This is a genomic window from Nonomuraea sp. NPDC049725, assembly GCF_040674795.1.
Lineage (GTDB): Bacteria > Actinomycetota > Actinomycetes > Streptosporangiales > Streptosporangiaceae > Nonomuraea > Nonomuraea ceibae.
Genome location: NZ_JBFANJ010000017.1, coordinates 1 through 19,698 on the forward strand (window position 1 = coordinate 1; position 19,698 = coordinate 19,698).

Genomic DNA, 19,698 nt, shown 5'->3' on the forward strand with positions numbered 1-19,698 from the left:
TGCGAGAGGCGCTCATTTCGTTGTGTCTTAATTCTTTCAGCCGTTCAAGTCTCTGTCAAATTGACCGGACTCGCTCGACCTGCTGGAATTTCGACCGCCCCGTCTCCGGAGCAACCCTTCTAACTTACTCCGAACTCCGACTCTTGTCGAATCGGCGCCCCGTGGACGTGAAGCATCCACGGACCGGAGGTGGTTGGAGGAGGTGCCCTGGGCGAGTCCGGTGATCACACCGTCCTCGCGGGACTGGTGAACTCTATGTACGGCTCCCGCAACCGTCAAATCGGCGGCGCGCGGCGGTGTGTTCCCGAGGGCAGGGGTAGGAACCCCCGCGTGAATGATCAGCCGGTGCCCAGAGCGCTCATCGTCCTGATGGGGATCGCCGGCGCGGTGATCGCACTGTTCGGGATCCGCGAAGTGGCCTCCATCGCCGGGCCGGTCATCCTGGCCCTGGTTCTCGTCATCGCGGTGTCACCACTGCGCGGGTGGCTCGCCCGGCACGGCGCGCCCGTCTGGATCCAGGTGGCGGTGCCGTTCCTCATCCTCGTGCTGGTGCTGCTCGGGATGGCCGCGGTGCTGACGGTGTCGGCGGTGCAGCTCACCACCCTGATCAGCTCGTACGCGGGGAAGTTCAGCCAGTTGCTGGGCGACGCCGAACGGTTCGCGGTCTCGCACGGCATCAGCGACGCGCAGATCGACCGCGCCTTCGACAGCTTCGACCCCGAGCGGCTGCTCGGCATCGCGCAGAGCCTGCTGGGCGGCGTGATCGGGGTGCTGTCGAGCCTGTTCCTCATCGTGGTGCTGCTGCTGGCGATGTGCCTGGACGCGCCGATCACCTCTCGCATCCTCGCGGCAGGCGAGGGGCGCCGGCGGGGGCTGGTGATCGCGCTGGCCGGGTTCACCCACAAGACGCGCCGCTACCTGATCGTCTCGACGGTGTTCGGCCTGCTCAACGCCGTGCTGGACGTCATCGCGCTCACGCTCATCGGGGTGCCGCTGCCGCTCCTGTGGGGGGTGCTGGCGATGATCGGCATGTACATCCCCAACATCGGCTTCGTGCTGAGCCTGATCCCGCCCGCGCTGCTGGCGCTGCTGCACGGCGGGGTGAAGGAGATGCTGCTGGTCGTCGCCGCCTACGGGGCCATCAACGTGGTGACACAGTCGTTCATCCTGCCCAAGTTCCTCGGCGACGCGGTGGGGCTGTCGACGACGATGACGTTCCTGTCGCTGATCCTGTGGACGTTCGTGCTGGGGCCGCTGGGCGCGATCCTCGCGATCCCGCTGAGCCTGCTGGTCAGGGCGCTGCTGATCGACAGCGACCCGCGGGCGGAGTGGGCGGGTGCGCTCATCTCCAGCAAGCCCGCGAGCCTCCCCCGGTAGCCCGGTAGCCCGGTCAGCCGGTGGGCACCAGGCGGCGCAGCGTGACGCCGCTCAGCCGTTTGACGTCGTTGGCCAGGTGGGCCTGGTCGGCGTAGCCGGCGCGGGCGGCGACGTCGGCGAGCGGGACCCCGGCCCGGGTCAGCCTGAGCGCGCGCTGGAACCGTACGACGCGTTGGAGGGTCTTGGGCGCGTAGCCGAAGCTGGTCAGGGAGCGGCGGTGGAGCTGGCGGACGCTGAGCCCCAGGTCCCACGCCGTCTCGGCGACCGTGCGGCCGGTGCGCAGGCGGGCGGCGATGGCGGTGACGGACGGGTCGGGGGCGGCGGTGCGGCGCAGCCGCGTCTCCACCACCGCGAGCAGCGCCCGCAGGGGGTCGTCCGGCGGGTCGGCGGGCAGCCCGGCGAGGGCGTCGAGCGCGGCTGCCGGGACGCGCTGGTCGCGCAGCTCTGACAGCGGCACGCCGAACACGTCGCCGGCGGCGCCCGGCTTGAAGCGGACGCCGGCGAACCGGTCGCCGGCCCGCATCGCGACCGGGGCGGGCCGGGTGTCGGGCCCGGCCACGAACGGCCCCCGGGGGCCCCAGATCAGGTCGACGCAGCCGTCGGGCACCACGAGCTGTGCCCGGTCGTCGTCGCTGACCTGCCGCCACAGGCAGGCCACGCGATCGGCCAGCGCCGGCTCCGGACCCCGTTCCGCGTACATGCCCCCAGGCTACGCACGGGCACCGACAGAACTTCAGAGGCGTCCGTACGCCCGCAGGGTGTTGAGGTTGGCCACCGTGATGTAGCCGCCCCACTCGTGCCGCACCAGCGGCGTCCACATCTCCCAGTTGGGCGCCCAGCCGCCCTCGTCGTCCTGGTCGCGCAGCATCACGTCCAGGTGGCGCTCCAGCACGGCGGCCTCGAACAGGGGCAGCGTGAGCGGCTCCGGCGCGAAGTCGAGCGGGTAGTGCACGTGGCCGGGCTGGTCGGGTTCGAGGGAGACCGCCGCCAGCAGCGCGGGCTTGAGCCGGGCGAACTCGGCGAGCGCCCGCTCCCTGTCGGGTACGTGTTCGAGGAAGGTGAGCACGGCGCGGGCCTCGTACTGCTCGGTCTTGTCGGTGATCCGGGCCATCCGCGACCAGCAGAAGTCGGTGGCGGGGCCGAGCCACGGGTGGGTGACGCCGTGCTTGTGGAGCAGGCCCGCGAGCGGGGCGGTGGGGTTGAGGTCGGCGGGCGGGTCGTCGGGCGTCTGCCACCAGGGGGCGCGCGGCTCGCCGGTGGGCAGCATGAACGGGACACCGCCCTCGGGGGTGCTGACGGCGGCGAGGTAGTCGCAGGCGGCGGCCACCATCGGGTCGCCGAACGCGTCGAGCTCGTCCAGCAGCCGGAAGGCGACCTCGACGGGCTGCGGCTGGCTGCCCGCGCCGCGCAGGTCGGGCTCCAGCGCGTGGCCGAAGCCGCCGTCGGGGTTCTGGTAGGCGCGCAGCGCGCCGGCCACCCGCTCGCGCGAGCCGTCGGCGAACAGTGCCTCGAACCTGAGCCTGTCGATGAGTCTGGCGTGCAGCCGCAGGTAGCCGGCCGCACGGTCGAGAACGTCCATGCGGCCGACGGTACGCCACCGGCCGCATGGTTCTCTTGTACGAATCGGCCCTCGTCAGGGGGCGGCCAGCGCTTCCGTGGGGGACATGCGGGCGGCGCGGACCGCCGGGTAGAAGCCGGCGACGCCGCCGATGACGAGCGTGGCCAGCACTCCCCCGGCCATCGCCCACGCGGGCACGGTCGCGGGCCAGCCCTGCAGGCTCGCGTAGGCGGCGGTGACGAGGATGCCGAGCGCCACGCCGCCGACGCCGCCGATGGCCGACAGCAGCAGCGACTCGGCGAGGAACTGCAGCCTGATCTGGCCCCGGGTGGCGCCGAGCGAGCGGCGCAGGCCGATCTCCGCGCGGCGTTCGAGCACCGAGATGACCATCGTGTTGGCCACGCCGACGCCGCCGACCAGGAGGGCGACGCCGCCGAGGCCGAGCAGGAGGGCGTTGAGCGTGGCGTCGGTGGCCTGCTTGGCGGCGAGCACGTCCGACGGCCTGGACACCTCGACCTCGTTCGGCGCCCGCGGGTTGGCGGTGGCGGCGAGCACGTCGCGCACCGCGGTCACCGACGGCTCGCCGGCCCTGGCGTAGATCGTGGTCGGGTAGCCGTCGAAGTCCAGCCGCTCATCGGCGACGGGCCAGCCGACCAGGGCCGCGGTGTCGAGCTCGGGGGCGAGCGGGACGTGGGCGAGCACGCCGACGACCGTGAACCACTGCCCGCCGAGCCGGACCCGCTGGTCGGGGCCGGCCTGGACGACGCCGAGCCGGTCGGCGGCCTTGGCGCCGAGCACGACGGCCGGGTAGCGGTGGGTGGCCTCGTTGAGCCAGACGCCGGTGGTGAGGGTGGCGTTCACGTCCGCGGGCAGGTCGAGGCGGGCGGCCAGGACGGAGATGCTGCCCGACTCGCTCTCCGGGATGTGCTCGTTGCGGTAGACCTTGGCCGGGGTGCGGCCGGTGGCGGTGACCGAGGTGACCGGGCCTATCTGGCCGATCATGCCTTCGGCCTCGGCGGGCAGGTGGGCGTCGGCGCCGAAGAGCGTCTGGCCGGGGGCGACGGTGAGCAGGTTGGTGCCGAGCGCGGCGAGCTGCCGGTTCAGGTCCTCCCTGCTGGAGGCGGAGATGCCGACGACGCCGAGCATGGCGGCGATGCCGATGGCGATGCCGAGCGCCGACAGGAACACGCGCAACGGTCTGGCGCGCAGGCCGGAGCCGCCCGTCCTGATCACGTCGCGGGGGCGCATGCGTGGGCTTTCCAGGACGTTCACCGGCGTGCCCCGTCGAGCATCCGGCCGTCGAGCATCTCCACCTGGCGGGGCAGCGAGGCGGCGATGTCGCGGTCGTGGGTGATGACGACGACGGTGGTGCCCGTGGCGTTGAGCTCGCGCAGCAGGTCCATGACGCCGGCGCCGGAGCGGGAGTCGAGGTTGCCGGTGGGCTCGTCGGCCAGCAGCAGGCCCGGGTCGCCGACGACGGCGCGGGCGATGGCGACCCGCTGCCGTTCGCCGCCGGACAGCTCGTGCGGGCGGTGGCCGAGCCGGTGGCCGAGCCCGACGCGCTCCAGCGCCTCGGCGGCCCGGTCGCGGCGTTCGCGCAGCGCGGGCCCGTTGTAGAGCAGTCCGTCGGCGACGTTGTCCAGTGCCGGGACCCCGGCGGCCAGGTGGAACTGCTGGAAGACGAAGCCGATGACGTTGGCGCGCAGGGCCGACAGCTGCCTGTCGCCGAGCGTGCCGACGTCGTGCCCGGCGATGCGGACGGTTCCGGCTGAGGGCCGGTCCAGGGTGCCGAGCATGTTGAGCATGGTCGACTTGCCGGATCCGGACGGCCCGACGATGCCGACGAGCTCGCCGTGCCCGATGCTCATGGTGACGCCGCGCAGGGCGGCGACGTCGCCGTACTCCTTGCGCACGTCGGTCAGCTCGGCGATCACGTGGGCACCGCCACGGTGACGCCCTCGGCGATGCCGGTGACCTCGACCTGGCCGTCGGCGAACATGCCGGTCTCCACGGCGGCGTAGCGGGTGGCGGGGCCCTCGACGACCTGGACGCCGTAGCCGCCCTCGGCGAGGGCGACCAGGGCGCCGACGGGGACGGCCAGGACGTTCTCGCGCTGCCGGGCGACGACGGTGACCTCGACGGGGGCGCTGTCGTAGGTCTTCTTCAGCCCGGACACCGACACCTCGACCTCGACCGTGGTCGCGGTGTCATCTGCGTCGCCGCTCTGCTCGGCGACGCGGCCGACGGCGGTGACCTCGCCGTCGACCTCGGTGCCGTCGGGCAGCTCGACGGTGGCGGGCATGCCCTTGCGCACCAGGTGGCTGTCGGCCACGTCGAGGTCGACGAGCACCCGGCGGGCAGTGCCCGTGGCGGTGAGCACGGGGCCGGCCGCGCTGTCGCCGAGCGCCTTCTTGAGCTCGGCGACGCGCAGGGGGCCGCCGGCCACGACGACGTCGCCGGGCTCGACGCGGCCGGTGACGTCGAGGCCGAGGTCCTCCTGCCAGTTCTCGACGGCCTCGCGGGTGGCCCAGGTGTAGGCGTCGTCGACGTCGAACCCGGTGTAGCCGAGCTTGGCCAGGTTGCGTTCCAGGAGCTTGACGTCGGCGCCCTCGACGCCGTCCTGGAGGGTGCGGTAGAGGGGCATGGCGCCGTAGAGGAGGGGGCGGCGGTCGGCGTCGACGCTGTAGACGGCGCGGCCCCGGGTGACGGTGGCGCCCTCGGCGGGCAGCCAGGTGATCGTGCCCTGCGCCTTGGCGGTGACGGTCGTGGCGGGGCCGTGGCCGAGGGCGCCGTCGACGGTCTTGGTCTCGGTCAGGGTCGTCCTGGTGACGGTGGCGGTGGCGGGCGGGGTACGGACGGCGGCGGCCGGGCCGGTGGCGTCGCCGCCGAAGCCGAGCGCGGCGGCCGTGACGGCGGCGGCGAGCAGGGCGGCGCCGGCGGTCCAGGCGACCGGGCGCACCAGCGACCGCCGGGGCCTCGGCAGGGGTTCCGGTGTGCGGGCCATCCTGGTCACTTCCGCTTCCCGTTGCGGGGCAGCCGGTCCTGGCACGTGTCCATCGCCTTCCGGAACGCGGGGTCCTCCGGGTCGATCCGGCCGTCGGCCTTGAGCCTGAGGCCACTGCCGGGCTCCGGGTCCGGCATGTCCACGCCGTTGTCGCGCATGCACTTGGCGAAGGCGCGCATCCGCTCCTCGTCCTCGGGGGTGAGCTCGCCGCGGTCCTTGAACGGGGCCAGCGAGCGGCAGGCGGCCATGGCCTTCTCGAACTCCGCCTTGCCGGCCTGGGCCTTGCCGATCACGCGCACGTTCCCGCCCGGCTCGGGGTCGGGCATGTCGACGCCGTGCTCGCGCATGCACGCGGCGAACTTCCTGCCCTGCTCCTCCGGGTCCGCCGTGGCGGCCGGGGAGGCGGAGGCCGTCGGCGCGGCCGAGGCGCTCGACACCGAGGCGACGCCGGTGGCGGGCTGCTGCGTCCCGCATCCCGCGGCCAGCGCGAGCAGGGCCGCGGTGAGAAGTGTTCGTCTCATGCCCCTGACGGTGGCGGGCGCGGATCAGAGCGGGCTGGGAGCCGCCTGGGAACCAGGTAGGAGCACCGAGAACGTGGCGCCCCGGCCCGGCGCGGTGTCGATGTCCACGCTGCCGCCGTGGGCACGCACGATGGCGGCGACGATGGCCAGGCCCAGGCCGTTGCCGCCGTCGGACCTGGATCTGCCCTGGCTGATCCGGTAGAGGCGGTCGAACAGGTGGGGGACGTGCTCGGGCGCGATGCCGGGGCCGGTGTCGGCGACCTCCAGCACGGCCCGCCCGGCCCGGCTGCCGACGCGGACGGTGACGGCGGCCTCGGGCGGGGTGTGGGTGAGGGCGTTGCCGATGAGGTTGGCCGCGACCTGCCGCAGCCGGGCCTCGTCGCCCAGGGCGGAGACGGGGGCCAGCGCGCCGCCCAGGCCGGCCAGCCTGACCTGCCGGTCGGGGACGCGGGCGCGGGCGTCGCGGATGGAGTCGGCGGCCACCGCCAGCAGGTCGACCGGCTTCCGGTCCAGCGGCCGTTCCTCGTCGAGCTGGGCGAGCGTGAGCAGGTCGTTGACCAGGACGCTCATCCTGGCGGCCTCGTCCTCGATGCGGCCCATCATCTCGCCGGTGTCGCCGCCGCCCCGGCGGTAGAGCTCGGCGAAGCCGCGTACGGAGGTGAGGGGGGTGCGCAGCTCGTGGGAGGCGTCGGCGAGGAAGCGGCGCATGCGGGCCTCGGAGGCGGTGCGGGCGGCGATCTCGGACTCGACGCGGTCGAGCATGACGTTCATGGCGGCGCCGAGGCGGCCGGCCTCGGTGTGCGGGTCGGGGGCGGGCACGCGGCTGGCGAAGTCGCCCCGGGTGATGTGGCCGGCGGTGCGCTCCATGCGGGTCAGGGGGCGCAGGCCGAGGCGTACCAGGGCGTCGCCGGCGAGGCCGAGCAGGAGCAGCACGAGCGCGCTGACGGCGGTGGCGATGGCGATGCTGGAGGTTCTGACCTGCTCGGCCTCGGCGAGTGACTGGGCGACCACCCACACGGTGCCGTCGGGCGACGGGGTGACGAGCACCCGCCAGGACGCGCCGGTGGTGCCGGGCACGGTGTACGGGGCGCCCGCCCGCAAGGTCTCGATCGCGGGGCCGGGGCTGCCCGCGCCGGGCGTCTGGGCGATGATGCCGCCGTCGGCGGCGAAGACGAGGATGCGGAGCTGGCTGGCGAACCGTTTGGCCAGCACGCCGCTCTTCACGACCGCCCCTGTGGGCTGGACCCGCTCGCCGCTGATCTTGCTGAGGCCGGTGAGCTCCTTGTCCACCCGGCCGACCATGGTGTTGTGCAGCAGCGTGATGCCGAACACGTTGGCCAGCACGAGCGCGACGGCGGTGAGGGCGAGGACGGCCATGACGAGGCGGGTGCGCAGCGTCCAGGTGGCGGGTCTCACCGGGGCGTCCTGAGCGTGTAGCCGAAGCCGCGCACGGTGTGGATGAGCTGCGGCTCCCACCGGTCGATCTTCTTGCGCAGGTAGTAGACGTACGACTCGACGATGCTGGAGTCGCCGTCGAAGTCGTAGCGCCAGACGCTGTCGAGGATCTGCGCCTTGCTGACGACGCGGCCGGCGTTGGCCATCAGATACTGCAGCAGGTTGAACTCGGTGGGCGACAGCTCGACCGGGACGCCGCCGCGCCGCACCTCGTGGGCGGCCGCGTCGAGCTCCAGGTCGGCGTAGCGCAGGACGTCGTCCGGCGGGGCCGGGGTGCGGCTGCGGCGCAGGATGGCGCGGATCCGCAGCACGACCTCCTCCAGGCTGAACGGCTTGGTCACGTAGTCGTCGGCGCCGAGCGTCAGCCCGCGCACCCGGTCCTCGACGGCGTCGCGGGCGGTCAGGAACAGCACCGGGACGCGCTCGCCGAGCCGCCCGGCGACCTCGAACCCGTCGATGTCCGCCAGCATGACGTCGAGCACCACCAGGTCGGGGTCGAACTCGCGGGCGGCCGCCACCGCCTCGGCGCCGGTCTCGGCGGTCCTGACCTCGAAGGAGACCAGGCGCAGCGTTTGCGAGAGCAGGGCGCGGATGTTGGGTTCGTCGTCGACGACGAGCACCCTGGCCGGACGGTCCATAAGCCAAGGAATACCTCAGGGACTTCAATGCCAGCTCAAAGCGGATTTAATCGGTTGCCGCGCCGGGGCGGCTCTTCCTAGCATCAGCCGCATGTTCGGCACCGTCTACATGCGCCTGCGCCGCAGCCGGCCTCTGGCCCGCTAGCGGACGACTGAGCGCGTCCGCGGCGCGCCCGGGGCCCTTCGAGCTTCCCATCGACTCGAAGACCCGAGAGGGCGAAAGCTGTGGCGCAGAACTTCGCGCACGGAAACTATTCACACACCCAGAAGAAGGCCAGGAGCTCCGGCGGTGGCCGCACGCCCCGGGATCGGGCGCGGCGCGAGCTGTCGCAGAACTTCCTGGTCGACAGGCATGCCCTGGAGCTGGTGGTCAAGGCCGCCGCACCGGCCGGGCCCGTGCTGGAGCCCGGGGCGGGCGAGGGCGCGCTCACGCTGGCGCTGGCCGAGGCCGGGGCCCAGGTCACGGCCTACGAGATCGACCCCCGGCTGGCCGGCAGGCTGGCCTCCCGGACGCGCGACGATCCGCGGATCGACGTGGTCCGGGGCGACTTCACGGCGGCCCGCGCGCCACGCGAGCCGTTCGCGGTCGCGGGCAACATCCCCTACGCGGTCACGTCGAGGATCGTCGACTGGTGCCTGCGGGCGCCGGGGCTGACCTCGGCGACCCTGCTCACCCAGCTGGAGTACGCCCGTAAACGCACGGGCGACTACGGCCGCTGGAGCCTGGTCACGGTCGAGTCGTGGCCGTGGTTCGACTGGCGGCTGGGCGAGCGGATCGGCCGGGAGAGCTTCCGGCCGATCCCGTCGGTCGACTCGGCGATCCTGCGCGTCGAGCGCAGGCCGGAGCCGCTGGCCAGCTCGCGCCGCGACTATCAGGCGCTGGTCGAGCTGGGCTTCAGCGGGGTCGGCGGGTCGCTGCGCGCCTCGCTGCGGACGCGCTACGAGGGCGTGGACGCGGCGCTCGCCGCCGCGGGCGTGGCCCGCGACACCGTGGTCGGGTACGTGCGGCCCGACCAGTGGATCACCCTGTACGACCGGCTGAGGTGAGGCCGCCCGGGCCCGCCGGAGTGGCGGGCCCGGTCAGGCCGGGCACCTGCGGCTTGCGCCGGCCCCACGGCATGGCCAGCAGCAGCACCGGCAGCAGCACGATCGAGGCCCGCGACCAGTCGGCGTGCAGCACGCCCCACGCCTCGCCCCGGTACTGCGTCATGTAGATGTAGCCGTAGGCCGACCAGAGCGAGACGCCGAGGATCGCCGGCCAGGCGAACCGGGTCGGCCTGGCGACCAGGAACGGCATGAACCACAGCAGGTACTGGGCGCCGAGCCGGGGCGTGACGACCATGAAGACGAGCAGGATCGCGATCGTCATGTCGATCGGGTCGGCGCGCCGCCAGACCAGGATCGCGGCCACCACGCACGCGTAGATCAGGTAAGTGCCGAACGTCGCCAGGTCGGGCCGCAGGTCCCAGTGGCCGCCGGTGAAGTGCGGGGTCCAGCCCCACTCGCCGACGATCGGGCGGATCGACTGGATGGTGCGGATGACCTCGGGGATCTGGTCGAACGCGGTGCCGGCGAACACCGGCAGCGTCACCAGGAAGAACAGCGGCACCGCGCCGGTCGTGAACAGCGCCACGATCCGGGAGCGCAGGTGGGGCAGCAGCAGCAGGAAGCCCGGGATCAGCCAGATGGGCCAGCTCTTGGCGCACAGGGCGAGCCCCATGAGGACGCCGGCCAGCGCGGCCCGTTTGAGGTCGGCCCGGTCCGTGGGGCCGGGCCGCAGCGCCTGGAGCACCATGCGCGGCAGGACCCGCAGCCCGCCTTCGGAGACGGCCTGGCGCACCCGGCCGACGGCGGCGTCGGTGATGCCGACCCGGTGCGGCGAGCCGGGGCCGCGCGCGACGACGAACGCGGCCACGCCGAACACCAGCGCCACCGGCTCGACCTGCCCGTGGATGGAGGCGACCAGCAGGGCCAGCGGGTTGAGCGCGTACTGGAAGGCGCGCAGCGACGCCTTCGGGCCGCCGGCGAGCTTGGCCACGAGCGGGATCAGCACGATGTCGGCCACCACGGTGACCAGGCGGCCGGCGTAGTCCCACGGGATGCCGAGCCAGAGCAGGATGCCGTAGACGTAGGGGATCGTGGGCAGGAAGTGCCAGCCGCCGTTGCTGGCCAGCACCGGATCCTCGCCGCGCAGCACGGCCTCGCCGGCCGGGCGGAAGCTGTTGACGTAGTCGACCGGCTGCCACTGGGTGTCGGTCGCCGCTGTGAAGAGCAGCAGGACCCGCACCGCGATCCCGACGAGGATCGCGACGAGCAGGGACGGCCGCCAGTCTCGCCACTGGGCGATCAGGGCGAGGACGACACCGGTGACGAGGACGACCCCCGTGAGGACTGCGTGTTCCATGGCGGAATCTAGAGTGCCGTACGCGCCCGCATGCTGCCACATTCTTATCCCCGACATGCCGGGTCGTACGGCGTCAGAACATGACTGTCTGTGCTGAACTTTTTCCATGGGGGGATCGCAGGTCAACCAGGCGCTGGTCAGGCTCTATTTCGAGGCACGGGAGGGGCCGGGGGACCCGGTGGCCGCCTGGGCGGAACTCACAGCCAACTCGGAGGTTTACCGCCGGGCGCGCGGCGGGCGGCGGGTGCCGCTGGACGACGGCACGGCCGCCGAGCTGGCCGCCGCCGCGATCGTGCACACCGCGTCCGAGCACGGCGCGGACCAGGTGGCGGCGCTGGCGACCGCGCCGCTGGCCGGGCTGGTGGCGGGGCTCGGCGGCGCGGTGCTGACCGAGCAGTCGAACGCGCCCGCGCAGATGCTCGGGCCGGGCTATCGCGGGCCGCGCCCGGAGGACTGGGCGCGCGCGTCGTACGTGCTGCTGTGGGGTGAGAACAACCGGACCGTACGCTCCCCCGACACCCCGTGGGTGATCGCCGGGCGCTACAAGGGGCAGAAGGTGGTGGCGATCGGCCCGCACCCGACGCGCCTGTCGGACGAGACGGTGGTGGTGCGGCCGGGCGCCGACGGGGCGCTGGCCATGGCGGTCGGGCACGTGCTGCTCAAGGAGTTCTACCTGGACCGGCCCGCGTTCGCCGCGCAGGCGCTGGCGGGCACGGACCTGCCGCTGCTGGTGCGGCTGCGCGAGCGCGGCGGCGCGCTGGTGCCCGGCGGGCTGCACGGCGGCTCGGCGGGGCGGCTGAGCCTGTACGGCGAGGAGGGTGCGGACGGCGTCGAGGTGGCGCTGCCGCGGTTCGACGCGGGCCCGGACGTGCTGCGGCGCGGGGTGCCGGCGACGTCCGAGGGCGGGCAGCTGGTGACGACGGTGTTCGACCTGCTGCTGGCGGTGTACGGGGTGGTCAGGCCGGGGCTGCCGGGCCGGTGGCCGTCGGGGTACGACGACCGGGACGAGCCGTACACGCCGGGCTGGCAGGAGGCGTGCACGGGCGTGGCCGCGTCGCGGGCGCTGAAGATCGCGCGCGAGCTGGGGGTGACGGCGGAGAAGACGGGCGGGCGGTGCATGGTGGTGCCCGGCCGGCTGGAGACGCCGCACGCCGACACGGCCTACCGGGCGATGCTGGCGCTGCTGGTGCTGACCGGGTGCCGTGAGGGGTGGGCGCAGCCGGCGGGCGGGACGGACATCCCGCTGGTGCCGTACCTGTGCCTGCACGCCTGCGGCGAGGACCGGGCGGACGTGGGGGCGCTGAGCTGGGCGCTCGGCGACGGGCTGTTCGAGCGGCGGACGGCGCGGTCGATGCTGCTGGAGGCGGTGGGCGACGGGCTGCCGATGGCGCCGCCGCCCCGCGTGCTCTGCCTGCCGAGGTGGATCTACCCGCTGCCGCCCGAGGTGGACCTGCTGATCGGGCCGGACGACCGGTGCGACCTGGCGCCGCCCGACCCCGGCCTGGTCGCCGACGCGGTGGCCAAGCTGTCGGCCGGGCACGCCGGTCATGCGGGGCACACGGGTCATGCGGGGCACGCCGGGCGGCCGGACGTGCCGGAGCCCGGCGGGCGGCGGATGCGGCTGCTGATCGACCACGCCTGGATGCACGAGTACGGCGAGGCCCTGCCCGTCTACCGCCCGCCGGGCGCCGGCCTGCCGATCAAGCCGACGCACCTGGTGCGGTGAGCCCTACTGGCGGTCCAGGTAGGCCCGGTGGCTGCGGGAGAACTCGTAACCGTTGTACTTGTCCCAGTTGATGGACCAGGTCATCAGGCCGCGCAGCCCCGGGTAGACCCCGCGCGGCTTGTACGGCCCGCAGTTCGTGCCCTTGGACAGGCAGTCGAACGCCTTCTGCACCTCCCCGACCGTGGTGAAGCCGTTGCCCGCGTTGGGCGAGGCGGGCAGGCCGATGGCGACCTTCTCCGGCGGCAGCGCCGGGAACACGTTGGCCGCGTTGCCCATGATGGGGAAGCCGGCCAGCAGCATGTCCGTCATGGCCACGTGGAAGTCGTGGCCGCCCATCGTGTGGTACTGGTTGTCGAGCCCGGTGATCGGCCCGGAGTTGTAGTCCTGCACGTGCAGCAGGGTCAGGTCGTCGCGCATGGCGTGGATGACCGGCAGGTAGGAGGCGCTCCTGCGGTCGGCCGTGCCGTTCGGGCCGGGGCCGTAGAACTGGTAGCCGAGCTGGACGAAGAACGTCTCCGGGGCCATCGTCAGCACGAAGTCGGGCCCGTACCTGCTCTTGAGGGTCTTGAGCGCCTGGATGAGGTTGACGATCACCGGGGTGGTGGGGTTGGCGAGGCTGGTGTCGCCCTGGTTGAGGTAGAGGGAGTGGCCCTCGAAGTCGATGTCGAGGCCGTCGAGGCCGTAGCGGTCGATGATGGCGCTGACCGACTGGACGAACTTGTCGCGGGCGGCCGTGGTGGTGAGCTGGACCTGGCCGTTCTGGCCGCCGATGGAGATCAGCACCTTCTTGCCCTGGGCCTGCTTGGCGTCGATGGCGGCGATGAAGTCGGCCTCGGACTCGACGTTGGGGCACTCGGCCACCGGGCACTGGCTGAAGCGGATGTCGCCGGAGGTCACCGAGGTGGGCTCGCCGAAGGCCAGGTTGATGATGTCCCATTCGGCGGGGACGTCGCTCATGCGGATGTAGCCGGAGCCGTTGGCGAACGAGGCGTGCAGGTAGCCGACCATGACCCGTTCGGGCAGGTCGCCGCCGTCGCCACCGCCCACCGTGGTGGTTCCGGTCACCTCGCCGGTGTACGGGGAACAGTTGCCGGCGGCGTCGCAGGCGCGGACCTTGAAGCGGTAGGCCGTCTGGGGGGTCAGGCCGGTGGCCGTGTGGGTGGTGCCGGTCGTGGCGGCGGGGGCGCCGCCGTTGCGTGAGACCTCGTAGCGGGCGACGCTCCCGGAGTTGTCGGTCGAGGCGCTCCAGGTGGCGGTGAGGCTCGTGCTGGTGGCGTTGCCGACGGCGAGGTTGCCGGGCGTGCTCGGCGCCTCGGTGTCGGGCTGGCCGCCGGGGCCGTCGAGGATCACGTCGTCGAGCAGGTACGCGCCGGTGCCGTACCAGCCGTTGACGTGGATGGCGACGCTGGTGGTCGTCGCGCCGGTGGTGAAGGAGGTCTTCAGCTGCTGCCACTGGGCGCCGGGCTGGCCCCAGGTGCTGGCGTTCACGCCGGTGCCGGTCGCGCCCAGGAAGACGTAGCCGCCCTGGACCCAGGCGGAGAGCTGGTAGGCGGTGCTGGGCTGGACGGTGATCGTCTGCTGGCAGCGGGCGAAGTCGGCGCCGGCGGGGGTGCCGCGGACGGCGCCGGCGCCGCCGTGCACCGGGGAGGAGACGGCCTCGGCCGACGAGCAGGTCCAGCCGGACAGGCCCGACTCGAAGCCGGGGTTCAGCACGATGTTCGCGGCCAGGGCGGAGGTGGGGTGGAGGGCGGTCAGGCCCAGCGCGAGGGCGGCCGCCGCCGCGAACCCTCGGAACTTCATGGTGATCCTTCCTTGTCTGGCATGAGAAAGGGAGGGCGCCGGCAGGTGTGGCGCCCTCCCCCGTCGATCACCTGCCGGTCAGAAGCCGGCGGTGGTCTTCGTGAACTCCCACTCCGTCTGGGCGATGCCGCTGCAGTGAGCGGTGACGCCGCCGCCCGGGCAGGGGCGGTCGCGGTTGACGGCCCAGTAGGCGAGCCTGGTCAGGCCCTTGGACAGGGCCCAGTCGCGGATCTGCGTCCACATCGCCGGCGAGGTCAGCTCCTGCTGGTCGGACAGGCCGTTCATGCCGGAGATGCCCATGTGCGCGTACGCCTGCGCGTCGGTCCAGCCGTAGGCGTTCTTGAGCGCGGTCTTCAGGCCCTCGGAGGCGTTGACCGTGTCCTGGTACATGTTGGAGCCGCTGAAGTTGAACGGCATGATCGTGAAGTTGTCGATCGGCACGTTCAGCGCCTTGGCCTGGTTGATCAGCCGGACGCCGTGCGAGTTCGGGCCGCTCCTGTTCGTGGGGAACGTGACGACGATCTTGACGTTCGGGTTGCTCTGCTTGACGATCTTGAGGCCGTTGAGGATGCGGTCCTGGACGGTGTAGTTCTCGAACTCGTCGGTGTTCTCGATGTCGAAGTCCACCACGGCCGGGCCGACGGCGTCGATGACCCGCTGCACCGCGCCGGCGAACGCCTGCGGGGTCGAGCAGTTAGGGCCGAGCTTGTTGCCCGACCACCCGCCGAAGGAGATCTGGACGCTGCCGCCCTTGGACTTGATCGTGGAGATCGCCTGGGCGTCGGCGCCGCCGGTCAGCGGCCGGTTGCCGTCCCACGCCGGGTTGCAGCCGCCGCTGGCCAGGATGAAGGCCATGGTGAACGACTTGACGCCGGTGGCGTCCATGACGGTGCCCGGGTTGGGCGGGCTGCCCCAGCCCATGTAGAGGTAGGGCGCGCCGGGCATCCTGGTCGGGTCCGGCTGGCCGGGACCGTCGGGCGTGGTGACGGTGACCGCGTTGCTGGCTGCCGACACGTTGCCGGCGGCGTCGCGGGCCCGGACCGTGTAGGTGTAGGAGGTGTTCGGGGTGCGGCCGGTGTCGGTGAACGACGTGCCCGTCGCGGTCGACACCAGCGTGCTGCCCCGGTAGACGTCGTAGCCGCTGACGGCCACGTTGTCCGTGGAGGCGTTCCAGGCCAGCGAGACGCTGGTCGTGGTGGTGCCGGTCGAGCGCAGGTTGGCCGGCACCGACGGCGCCTGGGTGTCGTTGCCGCCTCCGGTGGCCGTCTTCCACAGCGCGGGCACGTTCGGCGGCTCCCAGCCGGGCAGGGAGGTGTGGCTCTGGATCGCCTCGTAGTCGGCGCCGTTGTGGGTGACGCGGGTGCCGGCGGTGTAGGCCGTCCACGCGGCCCAGGCCGGGTAGGCGGCGGTGGCGGCGCTCGTGGCGCTGCCGGTGGCGCCGTAGGCGGCCGGGCTGATCGCGGCCACCCCGGACGCGGTCAGCGCCGCTGAGGTGAGCAGGGCGAGGGACAGGCGACGGATTCTCATGGCATTCCCCGGAGGTGCGGCTTGACGGTCCTGGAGAAGTTCCAGTTGTGGCTGGCGTCCCAGTTGATGGACCAGGTCATCGCGCCCCGGATGCCCGGGTAGGCGCGCGGCGGCCGGAAGGTCCCGCAATTGGTCAGCTTGGCCAGGCAGTCGAGCGCCTGGTTGACGAGCGTGGGCGACACGATGCCGCCGCCCGCCGCACCCGGCCCGGCGGGCAGCCCCAGGGCCACCTGGTCGGGGCGCAGGCCGTTCTCCAGCTGGATGCAGGCGAGCGCGGTCATGAAGTTGACCGAGCCCTGCGAGTACGCCTGCGACTGGTCGCAGCCGAGCATGGAGCCGGAGTTGTAGAACTGCGTGTGGACGACGGTGAGGATGTCCTTGATGTTCAGCGCGAGCTTGAAGTACTCCATCCCGGTCGACTGCATGTCGATGGTCTGGGGGGCCATCGTGATGATGAGGTCCGCGCCGGCCTTGGCGCGCAGCGAGCGCAGGGCCTGGCCCATGTAGGTGGCGTTGAGGCCGTTCTCCAGGTCGATGTCGACGCCGTCGAACCCGTAGCTCTGCATGAGCCCGTACACCGAGTCGGCGAACCTGGTGGCGGCGGCCGCGCTGGCGACCTGCACCCGGCCGGCCTCGCCGCCGACGGACAGGATGACCTTCTTGCCTCGCTGGTGCAGCGCCTGCACGTCGGCCCTGAACTGGGCGTCGGTGTAGCCTCCGACGGCGCTGGCCAGGGCCGGGTCGAGCGAGAAGACGACCTCGCCGGCCGTGGAGGTGGCCTCGCCGAACGCGATCGCGATCAGGTCGTAGTCGTCCGGCACCTGGGAGAGCTTCAGCTCGGTGGCGGCGTTGACGAAGTTGTGCCAGTAGCCGGTGAGGAAGTGCTTGGGCAGCGGGCCGGGGTTGCCGGTGTCGCAGCCGGTCGTGGTGGCGGTGACGGGGTCGCTGGCCGCCGACTCACCCTGGTCGTTGTACGCCTTGACCGTGTAGGTGTGCGGCTCGCAGGTGCCCAGGCCGCTGATCGTGGCGCTGGTGGAGCTGACTGTGGCCTTGACAGCGGTGCCCTCGTACACGCGGTAGCCGGTGACGGTTCCGCTGGAGGCGCCCCACGTCAGCGCGATGCTGTTGTCGGTGCTGGTGGCCTGGACGGCGCCGGGCTTGCCGGGCGCGCCGGGCTCGTTGTCGCCGCCGCCGCACGGCGCGCCGTTGAGCGTGCAGTTGGTGATGCCGGGGAAGTTGCCGGGCGTGCCGTTGAAGCCGAAGCTGGCGCTCGCCCCGGCGGCCAGGTTGCCTGCCCAGCCCGGGTTCGTGAACGTGTAGTGCTGGCCGTTCCTGGACATGTTGGCGTTCCAGGCGGACGGGATCGTGAAGCCGGCCGGCACGTCGAACTGGACGTTCCAGCCGTTCATGGCGGTGGTGGTGCCGTTGGTGATGGTCACCTTGCCTTCGAAGCCGGAGCCCCAGTCGGAGACCTTGGCGAAGGTGGCGGTGGCCGAGGCAGCCTGGGCGGGGAGCGCGATGAGGCTGACGGCGAGAGTCGCGAGGGCTACGAGGATGACGCGAGGTTTCACATGTCGTCCTTCTGGATGATGTGCCGTACGGCTCGCGCCGGGGGGTGAGAACGCGAGCCGTACGGCACAGCCCGCAGCGGCGAGGCGCGGGCTCCTGGGGGGGTGTCACGCGGGCCATGATTTCTTTTAGGAAAGTTTCCTAAGAGTTGCCGTGATCGTAGCTTTGACACCGATGCCTTACAAGACCCAAAGCAGTTCCCCAGGTTAAGGACGCCGATAATGCCTGAATCGGCCTTTCCGGTATTACGGCTGCTGGGTGATGCGGACGTCGTCCACAGCCGCCTCCACCAGGGAGGCGGTTCCCGCGTCGGCCGCTTCGACGACGATGCGGACCGTCTGCCCGGCGAAGGCGTTCAGGTTCGCGGTCGTCACGCTCCAGGCGGCGTCACGGTCGGTGGCCGCGCCCGCCTGGTTCACCACCGTGGCCGTGGTGGCGCCCACCACCCTGACCCGGAAGTAGTCCGCGCTCGACGCGTTCGAGCCGTGCGCGAGATACCAGGAAAGGGACAGGCCGAGCGTGCCCGAGGCCGGCAGCGTGATCGGCGGCGACTGGATCGACGTCACGCCGCCGTCGATGTCGTACGTCCCGGCCGAGCCGCCCAACCGGCCCGTCACCAGGTCGTTCGAGCCGCTGACCGTGGTGCCGAGCTGCTTGACGCCCGAGGAGTCGGTCTGCTCCGGGTCGCCGCGCTCCCACTGCCCGGCCGTCGCCGTGTCCGTGCCGCCCGGATTCGCCGTCCAGCCCGTGGCCGACTCGAACGTGTCGGAGTAGACGGTCACCGGCGGGGTGCCGGTGCCGCAGTACTGGGCCTCCTTGCCGATCACCCGGTAGACGCAGTCGGCGCTCTCCAGGAACAGCAGCACCGCCTCCCGGTTGCGCGTCGTCTGCGGCACGATCTGCTCGTCCGGCGGGTAGAAGCCGGGGCTGGCGCCCCTCGGGTACATCTCGAAGGTGTAGCTGAAGATCTTGTAGACGCCCCACATCCAGTCGTTGATCGTGCCGTCGGTGATGTAGAGGTCACTGGACTGCTCGGGCGTGTAACCGTTGCTGGCGGCCATGCTCTGCCCCAGCGTCGCGTGCGCGTCCCGGTCGTCCTGCGTCAGGCCCGGCGCCGTGTCGTTGTAGGTGTAGCCGTACGGCCACAGCACCAGCTCGCTGTAGGTGTGCCAGTCGAGGTGCGCCTTGATCTGCTGCACGCCGCCCACGACCCGGCCGCGCACCCAGTTCGCCGCCGCGCTCACCTCGGGCGCCGACTCGGCCGACGGGCCCCGGTACGTCTCGCTCGACGTCGAGCCGGACGAGCCGCCGCAGCAGCCCCACTGGTAGGCCCAGTTGCGGTTCAGGTCGGTGCCGACGGCCGAGGAGCCGCTGTTCGGCTGCCTGTTCTTGCGCCAGGACCGGTAGCTGCCGGTGGCGATGTCGTACTCGCCGCCGTCCGGGTTGAGGTCCGGCATGATCCAGATCTCCCGCGTGTTCACCAGGTTCGTGATCCGCGAGTCCGTGCCGTACCCGTCGGTCAGCAGGTCCATCATGTACAGGGCCATCTCGACGGTGAGGTGCTCGCGCGCGTGCTGGTGCGCGGTGAACAGCACCTCCGGCTCCGCCTCGTCCGTCCCGGCGTTGTCGCTGATCTTGACGCCCACGAGCTGCCGGCCCTGGTACGAGGTCCCGTACGTGAACGTGCTGACCAGCCCGGGATGGTCGGCCGCCAGGTCCTGGATGAACGCGATCATCTCCGCGTACGTGTGGTAGCCGGAGTCCGCGGGCGGGAAGTCAGCCACCCGCGCACGGGCCGGGGGTAACGGGCCGGGCGCCTCCGTCACCCGGTAGCCGAGCTTCCGGATCGCGGACACCTCGGCTTCCGTGGCGGTGACCAGGACCGAGTCCTTCGTCACCTCGTCGATCGCGGCCCCGGTCGCGGCGACCGCGCTGCGCTCCCGCGCGTCCGCCGGGCCCTGCACCCGGTACTGCTTGTTCGCCGGCGGCTCCGCGGTCGCTCCCGCCCCGGTCGCGCCGGTCAGGCAGATCAGACCCAGGACGGCGAGCAGGATGACTAATCGGCGTTTCACCTTCGTCCTCCCAGGCGCGTGGGCTCGGTGTTGACACGCGCCTGAAC

Annotated in this window: 16 protein-coding genes; 3 read left to right on the top strand and 13 right to left on the bottom strand. The window is 72.3% G+C overall.

What is annotated here, in order from left to right:
* The first annotated feature begins 330 nt into the window (after positions 1-330).
* On the top strand, positions 331-1,377 hold the full coding sequence (locus AB0J53_RS34830) for an AI-2E family transporter (RefSeq protein WP_308126160.1): 1,047 nt from the start codon (positions 331-333) through the stop codon (positions 1,375-1,377).
* A gap of 13 nt (positions 1,378-1,390) precedes the next feature.
* Here the strand turns inward: AB0J53_RS34830 and AB0J53_RS34835 are convergent, their stop codons facing one another.
* From AB0J53_RS34835 to AB0J53_RS34870, 8 genes are read right to left on the bottom strand one after another with little or no spacing between them, the layout of a single operon-like run.
* A complete protein-coding gene (locus tag AB0J53_RS34835; RefSeq protein ID WP_364180225.1) occupies positions 1,391-2,077 on the bottom strand; it encodes a helix-turn-helix transcriptional regulator in 687 nt (228 codons plus the stop codon).
* A gap of 33 nt (positions 2,078-2,110) precedes the next feature.
* Positions 2,111-2,956, bottom strand: a complete 846-nt coding sequence (locus AB0J53_RS34840; RefSeq protein WP_364180227.1) for a hypothetical protein — start codon at positions 2,954-2,956, stop codon at positions 2,111-2,113.
* 54 nt (positions 2,957-3,010) lie between these two features.
* On the bottom strand, positions 3,011-4,207 hold the full coding sequence (locus tag AB0J53_RS34845; RefSeq protein WP_364180229.1) for an ABC transporter permease: 1,197 nt from the start codon (positions 4,205-4,207) through the stop codon (positions 3,011-3,013).
* On the bottom strand, positions 4,204-4,866 hold the full coding sequence (locus AB0J53_RS34850) for an ABC transporter ATP-binding protein (protein WP_308126161.1): 663 nt from the start codon (positions 4,864-4,866) through the stop codon (positions 4,204-4,206). The genes AB0J53_RS34845 and AB0J53_RS34850 overlap by 4 nt, the downstream gene beginning before the upstream one ends.
* Positions 4,866-5,939, bottom strand: coding sequence for a peptidoglycan-binding protein (locus AB0J53_RS34855; RefSeq protein ID WP_364180231.1), 1,074 nt, complete (start codon positions 5,937-5,939; stop codon positions 4,866-4,868). Before AB0J53_RS34855 ends, AB0J53_RS34850 begins: the two co-directional genes overlap by 1 nt.
* 5 nt (positions 5,940-5,944) lie before the next feature.
* Complete coding sequence (locus AB0J53_RS34860) at positions 5,945-6,460, bottom strand: hypothetical protein (RefSeq protein ID WP_357590351.1); 516 nt, start codon at positions 6,458-6,460, stop codon at positions 5,945-5,947.
* A 24-nt stretch (positions 6,461-6,484) separates the two neighbouring features.
* Complete coding sequence (locus tag AB0J53_RS34865) at positions 6,485-7,876, bottom strand: ATP-binding protein (RefSeq protein ID WP_364180234.1); 1,392 nt, start codon at positions 7,874-7,876, stop codon at positions 6,485-6,487.
* Positions 7,873-8,553: a response regulator transcription factor gene (locus tag AB0J53_RS34870; RefSeq protein WP_219517227.1), complete on the bottom strand. Its 681-nt coding sequence runs from the start codon at positions 8,551-8,553 to the stop codon at positions 7,873-7,875. Before AB0J53_RS34870 ends, AB0J53_RS34865 begins: the two co-directional genes overlap by 4 nt.
* Positions 8,554-8,778: 225 nt before the next feature.
* Here AB0J53_RS34870 and erm point away from each other — a divergent pair, with 225 nt between their 5' ends.
* Complete coding sequence (erm, locus tag AB0J53_RS34875) at positions 8,779-9,600, top strand: ErmE/ErmH/ErmO/ErmR family 23S rRNA (adenine(2058)-N(6))-methyltransferase (protein WP_364180236.1); 822 nt, start codon at positions 8,779-8,781, stop codon at positions 9,598-9,600.
* Here erm and AB0J53_RS34880 read toward each other — a convergent pair.
* Entirely contained in the window at positions 9,575-10,957 is a 1,383-nt protein-coding gene (locus tag AB0J53_RS34880; protein ID WP_364180238.1) for a hypothetical protein, read from the bottom strand. The genes erm and AB0J53_RS34880 overlap by 26 nt on opposite strands.
* Positions 10,958-11,063: 106 nt before the next feature.
* Between AB0J53_RS34880 and AB0J53_RS34885 the strand changes: the two genes are divergently transcribed.
* Positions 11,064-12,683 carry a molybdopterin-dependent oxidoreductase gene (locus AB0J53_RS34885; RefSeq protein WP_364180240.1) on the top strand — a complete coding sequence of 540 codons (1,620 nt, stop codon included), beginning with the start codon at positions 11,064-11,066 and terminating at the stop codon, positions 12,681-12,683.
* A 3-nt stretch (positions 12,684-12,686) separates the two neighbouring features.
* On the opposite strand, the gene AB0J53_RS34890 is transcribed toward AB0J53_RS34885, so the two are convergent.
* The 4 genes from AB0J53_RS34890 to AB0J53_RS34905 all read right to left on the bottom strand — a co-directional run bounded on the left by AB0J53_RS34890 (position 12,687) and on the right by AB0J53_RS34905 (position 19,651).
* Positions 12,687-14,483, bottom strand: coding sequence for a glycosyl hydrolase family 18 protein (locus AB0J53_RS34890; protein ID WP_364180242.1), 1,797 nt, complete (start codon positions 14,481-14,483; stop codon positions 12,687-12,689).
* Between the two features lie 78 nt (positions 14,484-14,561).
* Positions 14,562-16,010: a carbohydrate-binding protein gene (locus AB0J53_RS34895; RefSeq protein WP_364180244.1), complete on the bottom strand. Its 1,449-nt coding sequence runs from the start codon at positions 16,008-16,010 to the stop codon at positions 14,562-14,564.
* A complete protein-coding gene (locus AB0J53_RS34900; protein ID WP_364180246.1) occupies positions 16,007-17,581 on the bottom strand; it encodes a cellulose binding domain-containing protein in 1,575 nt (524 codons plus the stop codon). Before AB0J53_RS34900 ends, AB0J53_RS34895 begins: the two co-directional genes overlap by 4 nt.
* A gap of 243 nt (positions 17,582-17,824) precedes the next feature.
* On the bottom strand, positions 17,825-19,651 hold the full coding sequence (locus AB0J53_RS34905) for a M14 family zinc carboxypeptidase (protein ID WP_364180248.1): 1,827 nt from the start codon (positions 19,649-19,651) through the stop codon (positions 17,825-17,827).
* Positions 19,652-19,698 lie beyond the last annotated feature (47 nt).